Genomic DNA, 19195 nt, shown 5'->3' with positions numbered 1-19195 from the left:
ACCAAATAACGACCATTGCCCCATGACCCAACTACACTTAAAACACTTCGACAAAACCATTTTTACATTGGTTATCATTGTATTACTCACTTTATTGGTCCCTAGTTTTCTTTCTGTTTTCGCTGCCGAAGAAGGAATTTTGGATAAAGATTCTCCCTGGTTACTTTTTATCCCGATTTTCGAATTTTTACGTTTCCCTACGCATACTATTGCAGGAACCTATATTCATATTGGAGGAGCTTTTACTTTTTTTACGGGACTCTTACTTAACTGTATGTTATATGCATTTATTATAGAACGAATCATCTGGCGAATCAGGAAACAATTTTTTAAGCAACAAAGACGCAAACGAAAAAAACGTGCTGCTGCCCATAAAGAGCAACAATCTTCTATAAGACTTTATTAACTTTTTACTTCTTAAGAGAGTCTCATACTGATCGGATTCCTGTGGTATACAAAACACACTATTACCAATCGCATTTAACGACTTCTTTTATAGCACAAAAGATCTTTTTTTTGTAACATTTTCCCCAAAAAAGATACTTATAGAATAGGATAACAAATAACAATCAACTTATGAAAAACACTCGATATCTTATTCTTATTTTGGGAGTCCTTGGCAGTATAGCATGTGGTTATAACATCGTACTTGGAGAGGGAATTGCAACGAATGTTTTTGGATTTATCTCTGGTTCCAGTTTAGTCTGGGGATTTTTTGAATTAGAAAACACTCCTATTAAATCATAAAAACGTATTAAATAAATACATCAGGTTAGTCCTCCTGATGACAGTAATAGTACGATACCTCCCTCAGTGCTAGCACCAGAGGCATTACATAAAAAAACAAACACTCATTTCGAGGGAAGTCTCGAATCATTTACATCTCGATAATCAAAGAAACAACCATACAGTAAACAAATGAAACGATACCAAATACCTACCCTGTTTTTATGTATAGTAAGTTTTGCAGGATATGCTCAAACCGAAAACATAGAGGATATCTCCCGTGCATTGGCACAACAACAACTGGAAGCTTATAACAAGAGAAATATAGACGAATTCCTGATTCCATATAGTGATAGTATCAAAGTATATACCTACCCTAATGAATTGAGATATCAGGGAAAAGAAACCATGAGGAAACGATATGCCGGTTTTTTTGAAAGAACTCCGAACCTTCATTGCGAAGTGGTTTCCAGAACTGTATATGGTAATGTCGTAATAGACAAAGAAGCCTTGACAGGTATAGGGAAAGACAAATCAAAAATTCGAGAGGCATTAGCTATCTACACAATTGAATATGGAAAAATATCAGAAGTACGCTTTGTCAGAAAACCAAAACAATAGTGTATCAAAATAAATCATCTTATCATTCTATAAGATGAACCATCACCACAATACTAACAATTAAGACAAATAGTATGAAACCAGCTATCACCAATCTTCATAAAGTTGCTATCGCCGGTATTCCGATAGTATTATTAACAGCTGTAATTCTCATTCCATATTCTCCATTTTTTACTGCACATACAGCCACCTTATCTCTGGGAATTACACTTGACCTTCTACTAACAATACCATTGGTCTATTTTTTATTAATAAGAAAAACCAATATCCCAAAAACCACATTGGTACCAGTACTTGTACTGGGTGTGATAACCGGTTCGTATATTCTTCCGGAAGCGCATCAGCAATATTTAATCGCGTTTAAAAACTGGGGATTACCTGTTATAGAAATTACGATAGTACTCACTGTTATCTATAAAGTGGTTACTACTATCAAAAAGTTTAAAAAAGTACACAAAAAGCAACTTGATTTTTATACAGCAGTAAGAGAAACTTGTGAACAAATCGTACCTAAAAAAATAGCAGCACTACTATCTTCAGAGATTGCAATTATATATTATGGATTTTGGTTTTGGAAACCTGTACCAACAACGTCCACAACTTTTAGCTATCACAAAAACAGTGGCATCATCACTTTGTTATTTGCATTTATCTTTATCATAGGAATCGAAACATATGTATTGCACATTTGGATAGAAAAATGGAGTCTGATTACTGCCTGGATTCTCAGTGGAATTAGTTGTTACTCTGCTATTCAGATTTTCGGGATTTCAAAAGCAATTATCAAAAGACCAATTCGCATAGAACAGGATACACTTTTATTGCGATTCGGGATTCTTAGTGAGGTAAATATTCTGAAAAAAGACATTGCTGCCGTAACCATTAGCAGTGCTGCAATTCCAGAAGGAGAACACCAAACAACCAAACTCTCTCCTCTTGGAGACCTGGATAGTCATTCTGTTTTTATCGACCTGAAAAAACCATATACAATACATCAATTATATGGAAAAAATAAAACAGTTACCCGAATTGCCTTAGCTGTAGATCAGAAAGAAGCTTTTGTAACCGCATTGACACCATCAACCACTACCGATAAAAAAGAATAGGATTAATGTAGGCAGGAGAAATATCTATGGGGAAAAGAATAAATCAAAAAGCTACTCCTTAAGTATCTATCCCTCAATTATCGGGTAAAACATAAAAAAGGGAATCTATCTTCTTATGAAACATCTTATCTTTTCTTTTGATAGATTCCCTAGTAAACACTGGCAAATGTTTAACAAGAGTAATTTATTTTGATTCGGATAAAGATGATTGAGAAAAGTAGAAAACGATCGATTTTACATTCTAAATTCATCATAAATCCTTCTGTCTTTTTGAAAACCGATACCACCTTAGTCGGGCTTTTTTGACAAGCCTTACACTTTTTTTAAAAAAAATTAAAAAAATAACACCAATCCTCTTTTTTTAATTGACATTCTACATGATCTGACCTACAGATATTTGAGGTTCTTGAAAATTACATTTATCTTTAAAGAAACCATAACAATATCTAAAACCAATCAAATCAATAACATAACACTAAATTATCATGGGAATTTTAAAAAAAATTTTACTCGTTATTGCTATTCTAATAGCCATTCCCCTCATTACTGCATTATTTGTAAAAAAAGAGTATGATGTGGAAAGAGAAGTCATCATCGACAAACCCAAACAGGAAGTTTTTGAATATGTAAAGTATCTCAAAAATCAAGATCAATATAGCAAATGGGCATTGATGGATCCTGAAATGAAAAAAACATATAGTGGTACTGATGGTATGGTAGGGTTTATCGCTGCCTGGGATAGTGAAAATGAAGAAGTCGGAAAAGGAGAACAGGAAATAAAAAAAATTACGGAAGGAGAACGTATTGATTATGAACTTCGTTTTTTGACACCTTTTCAATCAACGGAACCTGCCTATATGATTACAGAAGCAATATCCGGAAATAAAACAAAAGTGAAATGGGGATTCAGTGGACATATGGATTACCCTATGAACCTTATGATGCTCTTCATGGATTTCGAACAAATGATTGGAGACGACCTCAATACCGGTTTACAAAACTTAAAAAATATTCTGGAAAAATAATTTTTCATTTTTCAATATATCCCCCCGATTACTTTTTGTTTTCGGGGTCTTTTTTTGTTAAAAATTACTAGTAAATTAATAGTTTCCTAAAAAAACTAAATGGTTTTGTTATTTTAGCTTTTAAAGCTATTCATTTTTTCCCTTAAAACGAATAGCTTATATATTGTACCCTCCCCAATCAAGCAACAAGCTAGACAACTAATAAACCAATATAAATGACACCAAACTATTACCCTAAAAGCCCTACCCATGTCCCAAAAAAATTAACAAAACTTCCCTTTTCGTATCAATTAAAAGCAAGTTTAGCAGTATTGTCGATTTTGCTTTTTTTCATCTTATACTCTATACTGATATGTACAATAGGATATTTGGTTTGGTATGCATTTAGCTACCCTATGGGATCTATTAATAAAATCACCGTATTATTAAAAGCAGGAGCTATTGCCGGAGCTGTTATGTTGTTATTATTTACGTTAAAGTTTGTTTTAAAACTAAAAAACCACACTCCTTCCAACAGAATCAAACTAGATCAGAAAAATCATCCCAATTTATGGAATTTTATTCATCAAATTTGTAACGAAACAGGAGCTCCAAAACCCAAATCGATCTATGCAGATCCTGATGTCAATGCATATGTATCCTATAATAATATGTGGCTTAGCTTGATTTTCCCAGTAAAGAAAGATCTCACCATAGGTCTGGGATTAATCAGCTGTCTGAATCTATCTGAATTCAAAGCAGTTATGAGTCATGAGTTTGGTCATTTCGCTCAACGAAGTATGAAAATCGGAAGCTATATTATTTCTGCCAATACTATTATTCATGATATGATCTTCTCCAGAGATAAATGGGATGAAGCCTTAGAACAATGGAGAGCCTCAGATATCAGGGTTTCTATTGCTGCCTGGATTATTACTCCTGTTATATGGTTAATTAGACAAGTATTAAACCTCTTTTACCAGTTTCTCAACATCATGTATTCCTTATTATCCAGAGAAATGGAATTTAATGCAGATAAAGTTGCAATTCACACATCTGGAAGTGAAGCCATTATCGCTTCTTTATTCAAATTAAATGATGGGTTTACACTGTGGAATACTACTATACAACACGCTTATCTCGCTGCTCAGAAAAAAATATATGTAGAGAACCTATATACACATCATACGATAGCTGTTAAAAAAGCCAGTGAGGCTCAAAAAGAAATTATCAATAATCTTCCGGCAGATATCCGGGGAGGAAAAAAATACTTCAGTGCAGCAGAAAACTCTAAAGTAAATATGTATGCCAGCCATCCTCCAAATAATCTTAGAGAAGACAATGCCAAAACTCCATATATCCATTGTGAAGAAGATAACAGATCTCCATGGATATTATTTGATTCCAAAGAAGCGATTCAGCAGAAAATGACGCAGTTGATATATTCGCAATACCTACAAAAAAGACCAACTGATTTTGTATCCGAAAAAGCTTTTGAAGCATTCATCACTGCGGAAAATCAAGGCAAAGAATTATTAGAAGAATATCACCATACTTTTGAAAACAGGTATCTTCACATCCCATCGATGGATCTCTTACAACAAGAAACCTATAAAATTGCTGAAAACAATTCATATTCGCTAACCGTATTAAAGGAAGAATTAGTACTCCTCATGAAACCTATTAAAGAAATTGAGGAACTGTTACTAAAAGCACGGCAAATCTCAGAAGGCACCACCAAAGAAAATCAATTCTCGTTTAATGGTATTCGGTACAATAAGAAAAATCTGCAAGAAGGATATACTCTTTTACTGGAGCAAAGAGAAAAATTGTTTAATGAGAGTTTTATAGACTGGGACACTCGATTCTGCGCATACCATCTACTTCTGGCTAAACAAGCAAATACCACAGATAAACTGATACAGTTATACAAACAACATACTGTGCTAAGTACAATCTACAGAGCCATCAGCCGAACAAAAGGTTTTATCTTACAGGAACTGCAAGTTTTGCAATCCAAAGAAGACATTCTTCAATCAGAAATTAGTGGATTTCAATTAAAAATAAATCAATTGATTCAATCACTAAATACAGAAATCAAGGAATTGGATCATCTTACCTTTACGCCACTACCTAATATAGAAACCGCCCAGGAGTTAAAAGAAGCCATCATAGAAAAAGGGGGGTTTAGAGAAGAAATCGGTCCTATCTTTGACAATGGGGGTTTTGCCCGAATTATCAATGCTTTGGAAACAGCAATGGTGCATTGTCAGCGTATTGATCAAAAAAGCATTGGTAAAATTCTCAGTTATCACAAAGAGCTACAAATATCCCCTACCCCAAACTAGCTTATTTTGTTATCTCCTAAAAAAAGTTATTTTCACGGAGGAAAAAATAACCAATTGTATGAAATATACATTTTACTTACTATGCCCTCTATTAATAACCTTAAAAATATACGCACAACCTGTTAAAAAATCACAAAAGCCTTTGATATATATTGCTCCGGAGATCGCCATTGGAAAAACAATGGAAGCCAATCAGGGGTTTCCTGAAACTTCCATACAAAAAGCATTCTTTGTAAGTCTGGGGTTTAATACTAATAAAGAAAAAGCATGGAAAAGACAATTAGGGTATCCCACTACAGGAATCTCCTTGAGTATTACCGATTTTGGAAATACTCAAAAAATAGGAAAAGCATATACTGTTATGCCCTTTCTAGAAACTTCTTTTTTTTCGCAAAAAAAACACCCTATTTACCTACAAGTAGGAATGGGAGCATCGTATATGGATACGCAATACCACCCTGTAGATAACCCTTATAACAAAGCAATTACAACCAAGATCAACTGGTCCTTTCGTTCTTTTCTGTATTATGATATTTTCCGCACTAATCACATGGATTGGCGCATGGGACTCGGATACATCCATCACTCTAACGGACATACCAGACTCCCTAATCAGGGATTAAATTCTTTTGTAGCGAGTGTCTCCTCTATAATTCCGGTAACAAAACAAGTTTCCCCCTCTTTTCGGAAAGTATCTGAAACAAAAGAAAACACGCCTGGAAGTACAACATTCATATCAGGCAGGTTCGGACTTGGATACAATGTATTATCACAAACGTTTAACGCTCAAAAAGAAGTATACTCTGTAGCCTTTAGTGCCGGAAAGATCTATAAAAACACTTTCAAATTTGGTGGGGGATTTTACTATCGTTTTTACCAACACTATTATGACCATATAAAAAACGATGAAGAATTAATCGAGGAACAGGTTCCCTTTTTTAGAGAAAGCCCCTTTCGTTATGCAACTAACTTCGGAGTATTTGCCAGTGCTGAATTATTACTTGGTCACGTAGGTCTCAGTACACAAATCGGACTTAACATCTACAAGCCCTTTTATAAGATAGACTGGCAATTAAGTCAAGGATATTATGCTAATGACACGTATTACAAAGAAGACCTTAACTGGTATTATGAAATAAAACGAACCGTCTCTAGCAGAATGGGGATTAAATACTACCTACGCAACACAAATACATCTCCAAAACACAATGTATTTGTCTCAGCACACATCAATGCGAATTTAGGACAGGCAGATTTTTCAGAAATCAGCATCGGATATGTACATCGGTTTGCAAAAAAATAATCCTACCACAGCCTATGATTTCAAACAATTTAAAAATTCAGTTTTTCCTCTAGTGGTTAGATACGGGTATATCGATTGCAGAATAACCTGGGTATAGCGCTTCAGATTTTTCGCAGTAACATTGCCCGTAGAAAACTCTGCCGAGGCAATCCAGAAATCAGATAAAATCTGAAATCGATCATACAAAAACTCATACTCATCAGGCAGCTCTTCTTCCCGGATCAAGCCATTGTTTTCTAACTGATGAATCGCGTAAAAAAATTGTTCTTTTCTCTGTTTCATCAATGCAGAATAATGAGTAGCTATTTTCTGATTGCCCCGCATAAGCTGCACAAAATCAAGAAAGATAAAGCGATATTCAAAAAAAAGCGAAAGAATCCCTTTTGTCATCTCAAACATAGAACTTAATTCAAAACGCTTATCAAGTGCCCCTTCGATTACAACAGATACCTTATCTACCAACTGTTCATACAATGCAATTTCAATATCTTCTTTTTTCTTGAAATGATATGTCAGATTCCCTGGACTTATTGCTAATGTATCTGCTATTTTTCGCTGACTCACTGCTCCTATTCCATAGGTATTAAATAACTGCAGGCTATGTGCCAATATTCTTACTTTGGTCATGTTCATGCCACAAATATAAGAATTAGTAGTACTGTACTAAAAAAATAGTACATTTGTACTAGATTAGTCATTTACAACTTCTCAAGCCTAATGTCCTATGAAAGTAAAACAGGAACAGTTAATAGAAACCAAAGCGACAAAACCCCTATTACCATCAACCGATTTTGGGGATACATTTAGTACAACAAATCATCGGGATACGATTACTGAAGTAACACAAAATATTTTTGGCTCTGCTCCTCCCTGGGTGATTGCATTAATGAAGTTTAGAAATAGCCTCGTCAGATTCATTGGGGTTAATACAGTGATTCCTGATGAAAGCAAACAGCAATTTAAGGTTGGTGGGTATATAGGTTTTTTTAAAATCTATAGCATTACCGATAATGAGATTCTCCTCGGAGAAGATGACACACACCTCAACTTCCGAGTAAGCATTTTTGATTCCAAAGAAAAAGAATACAATATCAAAGTATCAACCTTAGTTACCTATAATAAAACCATTGGCAGGGTGTACATGTTTTTCGTAAAACCTTTTCATAAAATAGTAGTAAAAAACATGATCAAACAAGCATATCACCCTTTGTAATTTTCCTAATCTTCTAAATATCATCTCACTGATCGGAATCATTCATTATTCAAGGTCTCAATGTCTTTTTATCCCTTCATCTATGGGGAAGCCATCATTCTGACTTCCCTACTCTTTTATTTTGTTAACAACATCATAAAAGTATTCTATCCCCATGCTGTTTTAAGGTATATTTACACATCTTATACAAGAGTATATCAGGTGATTTTGATGTACCACAACGTACATCACTAAACACCTCATGACATTTGCCTGAAATAATTATAATTTCAAGACAAGCATACAGAATATCAAATCCTGATTATCAGGACGAAGACACACTCAACAAACAAAAAGCTTTTAGCGCCAGAAGAAACTGGTTATACGATAAACACATATTATGAAAATTATTATTTCCGAAAAAAAAGGATTCACAATTGCTGATGTAGTTCAGTTATACAAAGCTAATCAATGGAGCGCAGCAGCAAAACCAGAACAACTATACAATGCATTATTAGGGTCTCATACAGTATTAACCGCATGGGATGATAAAAAGCTGATCGGTTTAGGAAATGCTATATCTGATGGGCATCTAGTCGTATATTTCCCACACTTACTGATATTACCGGAATATCAAAACAAAGGAATCGGACAGATCATTATGGAAAAACTTACAGAGAAATATAAAGAATTCCATATGCAAATGCTCACTGCAGATCAGGAAGCCATTTCGTTCTATAAAAAAAATGGATTCGAAAAAGCAGGAAACACACAAGCTATGTGGATTTATAAAAGCAAAGAGCATTGATCATTTTTCTGATACATTAAATATCAGACAATATCAGAGAAGTGTGCGTATCTCCATAAACCATAATACGATCTATAAAATCCTGAAGGTGCATCCTGTCTTTTAAGATAACCTTCAGATGCACATTGTAGTTCCCGGTAATTCGGTACGCATCTTTCACTTCTTTATAGGTTTTGATCACCCTCAAAAAACTTTGTAGTTTTCCATGGAATACTTTCACTAAAATAAACGCTTCAATATCATACCCTAATTGTTTATAGTCCAACGCTATCTGATATTGACGAATAACTCCGTGATCTTCGAGTCGCTGAACCCGTTCCCGAATCGCTGAAGGAGAAAGAGTTAATCTTCTGGCAATATCTGCAAAAGATGCTCTGGCTTCTTTTTCCAAAATGTTTATTATAGCTATATCTATATCATCAACTATTGAATCCATACACAAATTAAATTATTACTTTTTTTTCAACACTAAATTAACGCTTTTGCAATCAAATCCACTTTGGCTAAGCACAAAAACTATCTACTTTTGAACAAAAATTACAGATGGTACTTATTTTCAATCAAAAAGATCCTATTCCGTGGCAACAAGCACTCCAAAAATCATTACCTAATACGAAAGTAGAAATATATAGTCCTGCTACCAATCCCGACACTGTATCGTTTGCTGTATGTTGGAAACCACAACCTCTGCTTCTCAAACAATTCCCTAATCTGCAAATAGTACAATCCGCTGGAGCTGGTGTCGACCATATTACCAGAACACAACAATTAGATCCGGATAAAATCACATTATCCAGGATTGTCGACCCTCATTTATCCAATGACATGTGGGAATACCTTCTTTCCATCGTATTGTCCCAACTAAAAAACACCGCCGTCTATACACTGGCAAATCAACATCGACAATGGACCCCGCTCCCTTATAAACGATTACAGGATATGACCATTTCTATTATGGGACTTGGAAATATCGGAAAACATGTCGCTTCCCAATTTGCAGCATTGGGAGCCCGGGTAAAAGGATGGTCAAACAGCCCTAAAGAACTCCCACAAGTAGATACCTATGCCGGAGAAGCAGCACTTTCTTCATTCCTAAAGCATACAGATATTCTTATTAATATTCTTCCTTTGACATCAAAAACAGAAAATATCCTGAGAAAAGAAATATTATCTCAACTTAACAAAGAGGCATATCTAATAAATGTAGGCAGAGGAGAACACCTGGTTGAGCAAGACCTGATAACACTAGTAGAAAGCAAACACTTATCCGGTGCTACCCTCGATGTATTCAGAACGGAACCTTTACCTGACAAACACCCCTTCTGGACATACGATAATATTCAGATAACACCCCATATCGCCAGTATTACCAATATTCATAGCTGCATCACTCAAATTGTCCAAAACTATCAACTGTTTCGTTCCCAAAAAACATTACTACATACAGTCTCATTACAAAAAGAATACTAATTATGACTTCTTCGATATTTCACTATGCATTTACAGTAAAAGATATAGAAAGCACCATTGTTTTTTATCATACGATCCTGGGTTGCTCCATAGGGAGGTCGACTGCATCCTGGGTTGACTTTGATTTTTTTGGTCATCAGGCATCAGCTCACCTGTCAGATAACATCCCACCACTTGATTATTGTGGCTCAGTAGATGGAGTTCAGGTACCAATCCCCCATTTTGGATGCATTATTTCCAGAGATGAGTTTACCCGAATTAAACAGCAACTCGAAACTCACAATATTCCATTTATCATCCCCCCACAAATCAGATACAAAGGCAAAAAAGGAGAGCAGCTAACAATGTTTTTATTGGATCCCAGCAACAATCCTATTGAGTTTAAATCTTTTACAAATCAACATGAAATTTTCAGCTAAAAGAAATCTTTCCCTCTACAAAACACAGCACGCAAACAACTCTATACCAAAACTTTATATTTACATTATCAAACCATGAAATATATCCCAATATTCAGAATATAGTATAACAAATACTTAAACCCCATCGTTAGGAGACGGTTTTAATCTTTAGTTACTTGTAAGCTCTTTAAACCTAAAATTAAAACCTATGAAATTTAAATTCGCATTTATTTCGTTATTAAGTATTATTCTTTTTCTTGTTATCTCCTGTAGTGATACTACAGAAATTGACGACACAACAGTAACGAATGAATATTTAAGCCTGGTTGGAACGGTTACACATCGTACAGCAACTACACAGGAATTAAACAAATTAACTCGTCCTTCTCTAAAAACCAATTGCACCCTGGACGGAGATACCGGATGCTCTGACGGAGCCTCTTCTGAATTCGAACGTTATGTAAGAGAATGTACTGACTACCCTCGCTCCTGGCCTCCAAGTGGCAGTGTGTCTACTTTTTATAAAAGTATGATCTACTATGTAGACAGTGATAGCGATATTAATCTCGATCACTACCAAGATGAATTACAAACACATGTAAATCAAATCATCAACTCTGTAGGGAGTGCTGCATATATCAATGCTGACATTGTATACTTTGAATGTAGAGACAGACAAAACAATTCTTGTGTAATTCAATATACCGTATACAAATAATCCCCCGGAGTATAAAATAATACATAACATCTGCTATTATTACATATACTCAATCAGAAAATCCGATAATCAATAAAACTGATCTATCGGATTTTTTTATTCTCTCCTACCCCACAGTCACTAGTAAACCTGTTCGACTCGAATACAAAGAAGGTTAAAATGATTTTTTCTCAAAAGAATGACATACGATTACAATATTTTATTTTTACCTTTCTCCCTCTCAATCCTCGATACAACTCATGTCACTAACATCAATCTTACAGACAATCAGTAAAGAATACACTCCTTTATCTGACAAAACCATAGCACATTGGGCATCGTTAATCAAACAACGTACCTACCCCAAAGGATATATCCTGGTTAAGGAAGGACAATATTCTGACATGCTATATTATATTGTCAAAGGAGCTATCAAAGCATATTATCTCAAAGATGGAAAAAACGTCACAGACTGGTTTGCTTTTGAAGGAGATTTTATGTGTGCTATCACCAGTTATTTTCTACAGGTTCCCAGCCCTCATTATATCGAAACTCTGGAGGAAGTGCATTTACTAAGTATCACCAGAGAAGAAATGAATTTACTTTGTGACAATTATCACGATTTCGAGCGCCTGGGACGTATTAGCTGCACCAAAACAATGTTGCAATTACAACAACGAATTGTATCTCTACAATTTGAAACAGCTCAGCAACGTTACGAAAACTTATTAGAGCGATTTCCTGTAATTACTCAACGAGCCTCTCTGAGAGATATCGCTTCTTTCCTAGGTATTACTCAGGAAACTCTAAGCAGAATAAGAGCCAATACACGAATTTGATTTATATCAAATGAATTCTAAGGTCGGATCACGAACTTTGTCTACAACCAATGATACCGATTATTATGGAGTTATTAAAAAACTGGTCTCAAATCCGAAAACATTTCCGGGAAAGCTTTACCACAAACCTCCACGTATCTATTGCTACGGTTGGAGCACTTCAATCTCCTGACGTCACTCCGATTGGTACTTTTTTTCTAAACAGAGAACAAGCTACTGGTTTTTATTTTGAAAAATATGCAACGACTATTGCTTCGCATTTTGAAAACACTACCAATGTATGTGTATTAGCTGTCAATAGCAACCGCTGGTTCTGGATCTATTCTTTATTCTCTAATCGTTTTAAAAAACACCCTGCTATAAAATTATATGGTCAATTAGGGGAACGACGTCTTGCGACTGAAGAAGAATTAAAACGACTGAGAAGAAGGATGAAAAGAACAAGAATGCTTAAAGGGCATCAGTACCTATGGAGCACTATGACTTATGTTCGCCCTATTAGCTTCACTCATGCTTCTAAAATGAAACTAGGCAAAATGACACAATTACTATAACCTTTTTTATAATGAATATCCCTCTTATTGCAGCAAATGTACTCACACTAATTGCTTTTATTCTACACACTTTTATCGGAGATAAAGAAATACGTAGTATCGCTCCGGCATACCAAGATGATGACAACACCCCAACAGAACGTTGGACTATGAGCCGCTGCGGATGGCATTGGATTTCTTTTGATTTACTATTTGCTACTATTGGCTTGGCATTAATCAATTTCTCTGAAATACTTCCTGCAGAAGACATCCTTCTTCAATTAGGGTGTATCTATTTTATGGGGTATGCTTTCGTATGGTTTCTTATCATTTCCATCTCGGCATCTTTTCCCAAAAACTATCTCCGCCTAGGACAATGGATACTACTAGCTCTCATAAGTGGGTGTATTTATTGGGGTACTTACTAACCATAAGAGAGATCTACTCAAAACATAACACCCTGGCGACACAATATCCGGGTGCTAATGAAAAGAGCTGTATGAAAATTTCATACAGCTCTTTACTGACTCTTGCTAAGAACACCTTAAATCACAACATCTTCTAAGTGTTTTTCATATTGCCCGCCCCATTCCAGGTAATAGTTACTTTGCACCCAGGGTAATCGCTGTAAATTATATCGATGAAGCATTACTTTTTCTGCTTCACAGAAAGCACCTTCTACCCACCCCTGCTGATCAGAGTATGCTTCTCCAACAATATAAACTGCTTCATTTGCTTGTGGCTGCCTGATTTCCGGCATTTTATCAGCTACAACAAACCCTGCTTTCCATGCGTGATACCCTCCTCCATACGGATCTTCGCTCCAATCTTTATATGCAGATGTATATGGTTCGGGAATATCTATATTATCCCCATGCATTTCTCTAGCTTGTTTCATCACTTCTGCTACCATCGACTTTGTTGCCGGTGGAATATCTTTGTTTAAGAAATCCTTTAGTTGTTTTCTAAACCACGGCTTGGATTGTAACAATGGAGTGGGAACAGTCTCAAAAAGAGCATCATTCTCCATTGATTTCCAAAACGAGACTGTACGCATATCATTATAACTTGCCAAAAACAATGAATGGTGATTCTCCGGGTCTGTTCCAAAATAATAACATTGACGCATCGGCAGATCAGTTATTGAATGAGGAGACTGATCTGGCCACCAAGGATATGTAAACCCTAACAAAATTTTTAAGGAGGGTTCTCCCATCACAGTTTTTATGTTATCATACAAAGGCTTACTAACTTCATTAAAAGGGTTGAATAAAAAGTTACTTTGATCTAATAATTCTAAAGACCTTCTGGGCATTCCCAAAATAATTTCATCTGCATACACTACCCACTGCTTGCTTGTGTCTTTTACCTGAAAATTATGTCGTACTCCGGTTTCAATATGTTGAAAAATTAATTTATACTTTTTCGTAGAAGCTCCATCTGTCACCTTTTCAAAGCTTACCAAGGCATTATTAGGGCGAATAGTTCCTCCGGAAGATATAAATTTATGAGCTGTCACTTTTAGTACTTTATCAAATCCTCCTTCAATCGTTTTATAACTAACATCATCATCTGCAAAATCCCCTACCATATACGGAAAAGCTTCTGCCGCATTCCAATTAATAGTATTGGAATAGTATCCTCCTCCATTTGCTAAAAACTCATAACACTCCTGAGAACTCCTATCTTTAAGTAGGTTCCAAAACCCTATTTCGTAAACATACTTTCCTTCGTAAGGTCCCGGAAAATTATATCTCAATGTGCGTTTTACTGTTCTCCAGGTTTCCTGTGGGTCTGGACTATTCTGAATTTCCTCAATACTGGTTCCATCTGCTTGTAGCACTTCATCTATAACTTGATTAAAAATTGTATTTGCACTTTTTCCTTCAAATTGTGCATCTACATAGTAACGAGTTCTAAAATCTGAAGTGATATCTTTTGCCTGAAATCGCTGTTTCCTCAAATAATACAATTGCTCTTCCTCTTTAGAGGGGTTAAAATCTATCGAAGTCAGCAACCCTTGACTTTCATATTGATTAATCAATCCATTAATAATCTCTTGATGCTCCATATAACGCATTCCTCCTAATTCTCCTGTTACATTCATTCCCGGCAGCTGTATAGAATCCAGACGTCCACAGATACGATCACTAGCTTCAAAAATTTGCACATTTTTGTGTAATGATCGCCCTTCGGTATCTACCCCTGTCTTTAACCGGTAACCAGAATACAAACCAGAGGCTCCTGCTCCTATAATTGCAACATCAATTTCCAAACCATCTTCGGGTTTACTAATAAACCCCTTATGCCCTTTGGGTAACATTACAGGTTTTTCGCTCTTCTCTCTACTTTTTGTTAACAGATGCTTAGGCGTATGAAGGCGCAATGCATATTTATCAAAATCATATATCCAATCAATCGTTAACTGATCTAAAAAATACTGATCTTCTTCTGTAAGTCTTTCTGTAACCATTTTAGCCACCAAGTCCCCTATGGTAGGAATAAATTTCCCTGCCCATCCTGCAGTATACACTACAATATTTTTATGATTTGGTACCGTAGCTGGCAGGTAATCCAACAATAGTTCCTGTGATGTCTTTGACAACGCTACCAGACAGGTCGAAGGATATGAGACCTTCTGTTCCAAGCCTGGCATATGTGCTTTTACCCAGTCCGTATTATACCCTAAACTAATATCACTGGGAATACCAGTTCGTTCAGAAGGGTGGTCAATAATACGATCTGGAATTGCAGGAGCCACACGCACATAGCCCGGATGTGACCAGTCTACTTCATTAAACCCATAAAAAACACTGGTATTAGCATCTTCCTGAAAGACATACCAGGTAGTTGATTTCTCCGCTAATTCGGGATCTGTTATTTTATAATAGGCAGAAGACATCTCCCAAATATCAATCCCTACCTTTATCCCGAAATTAGCAACTAAATCATTGACATACGGTCCTGGAATAATAGCTAGTTTTTCGGTGGTGTAATACCCTAATGCTTCCTTTGTTTTACTGTTCTGAATATACACTTGTATTTCCCCTCCCTCCAGAGAAACGATATCGTATACTTCTACAAAATCATATAATTGCACCTGATCCTGTACTGACAATTGATCTAATAAAAACTGCTGGGTAGCCTCTATATTGAGAACCCCTCCATCTTTTTGAAAAAAACCTGAATAATCATCTTGTATGTTCGAAAAATTAAACCGCTCCATAATAGCTGTTCCATCTTCTAATACCTCATAAGGGATTCCTAATTCATCCATTACTTCTATTGCTTTTTCTATCCCTCCTTCTGATGATGTTGCCTCTGGGTCACCAAACCACAATGCTCCTACCTGATCTAATAATTTTGTACCTGATACGGCATTCAATGCTTTCCATTGTTTTTCTGCCCGAAGTGCTAATTGTGCCATAGGTACCGTATCGTATTGAACCCTGAATTGCCGAGATTTCCCTGAAGAGCTTACTTCATCATTAATAAAAGAAAACTGCTCTAACACCGCTACTGTTTTAGTATTATCTTCCTTATTAATATGATACGCTGCTGACAATCCTATTGGTCCTCCTCCGATTACAATAACATCAAAGTGATCATTTTTTTGTGTGTGCCTCATATATTTATTCAATTGGTTATTGAATTAAACTTACAAAAAACACCTAATAACCAACATCTTAACCACCGCAAAATATATACGGCAAAAAAACATTTATCTTTCTTTAAATCTCTTATTTAAGAAAAGGAAGAGTTTACTGTCGTTGTTTTCCTACAATTTATACACACTATAAATTAGTTGATAACATATCTAAAATCGGCATATGTTTTTCCCTTTAAAGGCAGGAGTTATAAGAGATTTCACGGCTCTTTTATTCTTTTAAAAAAAGCTTGTGAACTAAAAATATCAATGCAAAAACCATAAAAATTATATGGTCATTTTTTTTACTGTTCTCAAAAAAATAGCTAAATTTAAAGTATAACTCTAAAACCAAAAAACCTGAATAACAAATATTTACCAACACCTAACGACTTACCCCCTCCCTCTATATCAATATCAGTAACGACAGGACAAAGTATTGTCTATATGTCTTTTCGCATACAAGGCATTATTTATATTAAAGAAAGGTAAACCGTTTTCTATGGAACTTGATTTACAATATAGAAATCTTTTCAGTCTAAGTCAGGATTTAATTGCTATTGCAGGTATCGATGGGTATTTCAAGCAAATTAATAATCGATGGACAGAGCTTTTAGGCTACAGCAGGGAGGAATTACTAAACCATCCTTTTATTTCTCTTATTCACCCTGAAGATCAAAGAAAAACAGCACTAATCACCAAAAAGAAAGCACAAGGAAATGTAATTTCCCGTTTTGAAAATCGGTTTATTACCAAAGATGGTCAAACGATATGGTTAGAATGGAATACAACTGACGTTGAAGATGATACGCATGAGTTTTTTGCCATTGTTCGAGATAAAACAATTGACAAAAAACAAAAATTAAAATTGAGAAAAATGCTCAAACAACTACGTGTAAAAACAAAGCAGCTCGAAAGTTATGCCTATATCACTTCACACAATTTAAAATCTCCTGTTGCTAATATTTTTACTCTTACAAATTTTCTGGAAGAAACAACTACCAATCAGGAACAGGATGAATATATCTCCCGTATTAAGATTTCTACAGAAATATTAAACAAAACCATTGATGACCTGGTACGAGTAATACAAATTAATTCTTTCCCTGAATTAAAAATACGTTCTATTTCACTAAAAAAAACTTGTAAAGAAGTATCTGAATTACTTCATGACAAATTAACTAAATATCATATTAATCTTACCTATGATTTTGAACAAGGTAACTACATCCAATACTCCAAAGCATATCTCCACAATATCTTTTTTAATCTTATCTCTAATTCAATCACCTACAGGTCTTCTGAACGCCCTGCTACCATTCATATCGAATCCAGAAAAGTTAACAACACCATTCAATTGTTATTCAGCGACAATGGAATTGGAATCGACTTAAAAAAACATCGGAACAATATTTTTGGGTTCGGTAAAACCTTCCACAACAATCCTGAAGCAAAAGGATTTGGGCTTTTCTTAATTAAATCTCAAATAGAAGCACTCAATGGAAATATCTCCATCGCCAGTGAAGTTAATAAAGGAACTACGTTTATCATAAACCTAGCATGATTACTGAAAATAATACGACATTGTATCTGATAGATGATGATACGATTCATCAGTTTATTGTAAAAAAACTGATTAGTAAAATCTCATCTCAACAAAATAAATTGCTTACCTTTTCTAATGGAGAAGAAGCTATTCTCTTTATTGAATCCATATGGAATCAAAAAGAACAACTTCCTGATGTTATTTTACTGGATATTAATATGCCCATTATGGATGGATGGGATTTTCTGAATGCATATATCAAATTGACTCCTACTCCTGAAAAAAAAATAAATATCTATATCTTATCTTCATCTCAAAACCCGGATGATCTGGAGAAAGCTAAAAAATATAAAAATATTGCTGGCTATCTCACCAAACCTATCAATGAATCAATTTTAAAAGAACTACTAGAATTCTGAAGCTTTCTTACAGTTCTAAAAGATACCTACTATATCTATTTAATTACAACAGATATAGTAGATACATATATTTCTTCTTATGAAATCGATATAAGTCTTTTTGGTGCTTCTTTGGCTTCTTCCTTTTTAGGAAGGCTCACCCCTAGAATTCCATTTTCATAAGAGGCTTCTATAGCTACTCTGTCTATACTATCCGGCAAGGTAAATGATCTCTTAAAAGCCCCATACCTAAACTCTCTTCGGGAATAAGTTCCTTTTTCTGTAGCTTCCGATACGTTTTCTTCATCCGATACAGCTGCCGAAATAGTCAATACATCTTTATCTAATTCCAGGTTAAAATTCTCCTTGGAAAAGCCCGGAATCGCCAGTTCCAAATCAAAAGAAGCATCTGTTTCTTTGATATTTACAGCTGGAATATCTACTCCAACCCTCTTGGTAGCAGTAGCACCTCCAAACCAATCTGTATTAAAAAAATCGTCTAATTGTAATGGTAGTCTTTCTGTGTTTTTTACGAATCTCATTATAGTATTTTTTAT

General features: G+C 35.2%; 21 protein-coding genes. 17 read left to right on the top strand and 4 right to left on the bottom strand.

From position 1 onward, the window contains the following. The first annotated feature begins 22 nt into the window (after positions 1 to 22). The 7 genes from HN014_RS12645 (at position 23) to HN014_RS12615 (ending at position 7108) form a co-directional block, all read left to right on the top strand. Complete coding sequence (locus tag HN014_RS12645; protein ID WP_176029224.1) at positions 23 to 406, top strand: hypothetical protein; 384 nt, start codon at positions 23 to 25, stop codon at positions 404 to 406. A gap of 170 nt (positions 407 to 576) precedes the next feature. Next, positions 577 to 747, top strand: coding sequence for a hypothetical protein (locus HN014_RS12640; RefSeq protein ID WP_176029223.1), 171 nt, complete (start codon positions 577 to 579; stop codon positions 745 to 747). Positions 748 to 918: 171 nt separating this feature from the next. Further along, positions 919 to 1347: a nuclear transport factor 2 family protein gene (locus HN014_RS12635; RefSeq protein WP_176029222.1), complete on the top strand. Its 429-nt coding sequence runs from the start codon at positions 919 to 921 to the stop codon at positions 1345 to 1347. 74 nt (positions 1348 to 1421) lie between these two features. Further along, a complete protein-coding gene (locus HN014_RS12630) occupies positions 1422 to 2453 on the top strand; it encodes a hypothetical protein (RefSeq protein ID WP_176029221.1) in 1032 nt (343 codons plus the stop codon). Positions 2454 to 2938: 485 nt separating this feature from the next. Continuing rightward, positions 2939 to 3478, top strand: coding sequence for an SRPBCC family protein (locus HN014_RS12625; RefSeq protein ID WP_176029220.1), 540 nt, complete (start codon positions 2939 to 2941; stop codon positions 3476 to 3478). A 215-nt stretch (positions 3479 to 3693) separates the two neighbouring features. Further along, the gene (locus HN014_RS12620; RefSeq protein ID WP_176029219.1) at positions 3694 to 5805 is read left to right on the top strand and encodes a M48 family metallopeptidase; all 2112 of its coding nucleotides are present in this window, start codon (positions 3694 to 3696) and stop codon (positions 5803 to 5805) included. Positions 5806 to 5863: 58 nt separating this feature from the next. Then, the gene (locus tag HN014_RS12615) at positions 5864 to 7108 is read left to right on the top strand and encodes an acyloxyacyl hydrolase (RefSeq protein ID WP_176029218.1); all 1245 of its coding nucleotides are present in this window, start codon (positions 5864 to 5866) and stop codon (positions 7106 to 7108) included. Positions 7109 to 7120: 12 nt separating this feature from the next. On the opposite strand, the gene HN014_RS12610 is transcribed toward HN014_RS12615, so the two are convergent. Beyond that, entirely contained in the window at positions 7121 to 7741 is a 621-nt protein-coding gene (locus tag HN014_RS12610) for a TetR/AcrR family transcriptional regulator (RefSeq protein ID WP_176029217.1), read from the bottom strand. 91 nt (positions 7742 to 7832) lie between these two features. On the opposite strand from HN014_RS12610, the gene HN014_RS12605 reads away from it, so the two are divergent. Continuing rightward, positions 7833 to 8321 carry a DUF2867 domain-containing protein gene (locus HN014_RS12605; RefSeq protein ID WP_176029216.1) on the top strand — a complete coding sequence of 163 codons (489 nt, stop codon included), beginning with the start codon at positions 7833 to 7835 and terminating at the stop codon, positions 8319 to 8321. A 379-nt stretch (positions 8322 to 8700) separates the two neighbouring features. Continuing rightward, on the top strand, positions 8701 to 9108 hold the full coding sequence (locus HN014_RS12600; RefSeq protein ID WP_176029215.1) for a GNAT family N-acetyltransferase: 408 nt from the start codon (positions 8701 to 8703) through the stop codon (positions 9106 to 9108). Positions 9109 to 9124: 16 nt separating this feature from the next. On the opposite strand, the gene HN014_RS12595 is transcribed toward HN014_RS12600, so the two are convergent. Continuing rightward, a complete protein-coding gene (locus HN014_RS12595; protein WP_254883997.1) occupies positions 9125 to 9544 on the bottom strand; it encodes an Lrp/AsnC family transcriptional regulator in 420 nt (139 codons plus the stop codon). Between the two features lie 107 nt (positions 9545 to 9651). Here HN014_RS12595 and HN014_RS12590 point away from each other — a divergent pair, with 107 nt between their 5' ends. The 6 genes from HN014_RS12590 to HN014_RS12565 all read left to right on the top strand — a co-directional run bounded on the left by HN014_RS12590 (position 9652) and on the right by HN014_RS12565 (position 13476). Further along, on the top strand, positions 9652 to 10578 hold the full coding sequence (locus HN014_RS12590) for a glyoxylate/hydroxypyruvate reductase A (protein ID WP_176029214.1): 927 nt from the start codon (positions 9652 to 9654) through the stop codon (positions 10576 to 10578). A 2-nt stretch (positions 10579 to 10580) separates the two neighbouring features. After that, positions 10581 to 10997: a VOC family protein gene (locus HN014_RS12585; protein WP_176029213.1), complete on the top strand. Its 417-nt coding sequence runs from the start codon at positions 10581 to 10583 to the stop codon at positions 10995 to 10997. A 190-nt stretch (positions 10998 to 11187) separates the two neighbouring features. Further along, positions 11188 to 11697, top strand: a complete 510-nt coding sequence (locus HN014_RS12580) for a hypothetical protein (RefSeq protein ID WP_176029212.1) — start codon at positions 11188 to 11190, stop codon at positions 11695 to 11697. A 239-nt stretch (positions 11698 to 11936) separates the two neighbouring features. Then, a complete protein-coding gene (locus HN014_RS12575; RefSeq protein WP_176029211.1) occupies positions 11937 to 12515 on the top strand; it encodes a Crp/Fnr family transcriptional regulator in 579 nt (192 codons plus the stop codon). A gap of 65 nt (positions 12516 to 12580) precedes the next feature. Next, complete coding sequence (locus HN014_RS12570; RefSeq protein WP_176029210.1) at positions 12581 to 13069, top strand: pyridoxamine 5'-phosphate oxidase family protein; 489 nt, start codon at positions 12581 to 12583, stop codon at positions 13067 to 13069. Between the two features lie 11 nt (positions 13070 to 13080). Continuing rightward, entirely contained in the window at positions 13081 to 13476 is a 396-nt protein-coding gene (locus HN014_RS12565; protein ID WP_176029209.1) for a hypothetical protein, read from the top strand. A gap of 116 nt (positions 13477 to 13592) precedes the next feature. Here HN014_RS12565 and HN014_RS12560 read toward each other — a convergent pair whose 3' ends face one another. Further along, positions 13593 to 16676, bottom strand: a complete 3084-nt coding sequence (locus HN014_RS12560) for an FAD-dependent oxidoreductase (protein ID WP_176029208.1) — start codon at positions 16674 to 16676, stop codon at positions 13593 to 13595. A gap of 520 nt (positions 16677 to 17196) precedes the next feature. Here HN014_RS12560 and HN014_RS12555 point away from each other — a divergent pair. Both HN014_RS12555 and HN014_RS12550 read left to right on the top strand, forming a co-directional pair. Beyond that, positions 17197 to 18258, top strand: a complete 1062-nt coding sequence (locus HN014_RS12555) for a PAS domain S-box protein (RefSeq protein ID WP_176029207.1) — start codon at positions 17197 to 17199, stop codon at positions 18256 to 18258. Then, positions 18255 to 18659: a response regulator gene (locus HN014_RS12550; protein ID WP_176029206.1), complete on the top strand. Its 405-nt coding sequence runs from the start codon at positions 18255 to 18257 to the stop codon at positions 18657 to 18659. The genes HN014_RS12555 and HN014_RS12550 overlap by 4 nt, the downstream gene beginning before the upstream one ends. Positions 18660 to 18736: 77 nt before the next feature. Here the strand turns inward: HN014_RS12550 and HN014_RS12545 are convergent, their stop codons facing one another. Continuing rightward, positions 18737 to 19180, bottom strand: a complete 444-nt coding sequence (locus tag HN014_RS12545; RefSeq protein WP_176029205.1) for an Hsp20/alpha crystallin family protein — start codon at positions 19178 to 19180, stop codon at positions 18737 to 18739. Positions 19181 to 19195 lie beyond the last annotated feature (15 nt).

It is taken from the genome of Aquimarina sp. TRL1 (genome assembly GCF_013365535.1).
Classification (GTDB): domain Bacteria; phylum Bacteroidota; class Bacteroidia; order Flavobacteriales; family Flavobacteriaceae; genus Aquimarina; species Aquimarina hainanensis.
Note: the sequence above shows the minus strand (reverse complement) of the source record. Positions and strands in the feature narration are given on the sequence as shown.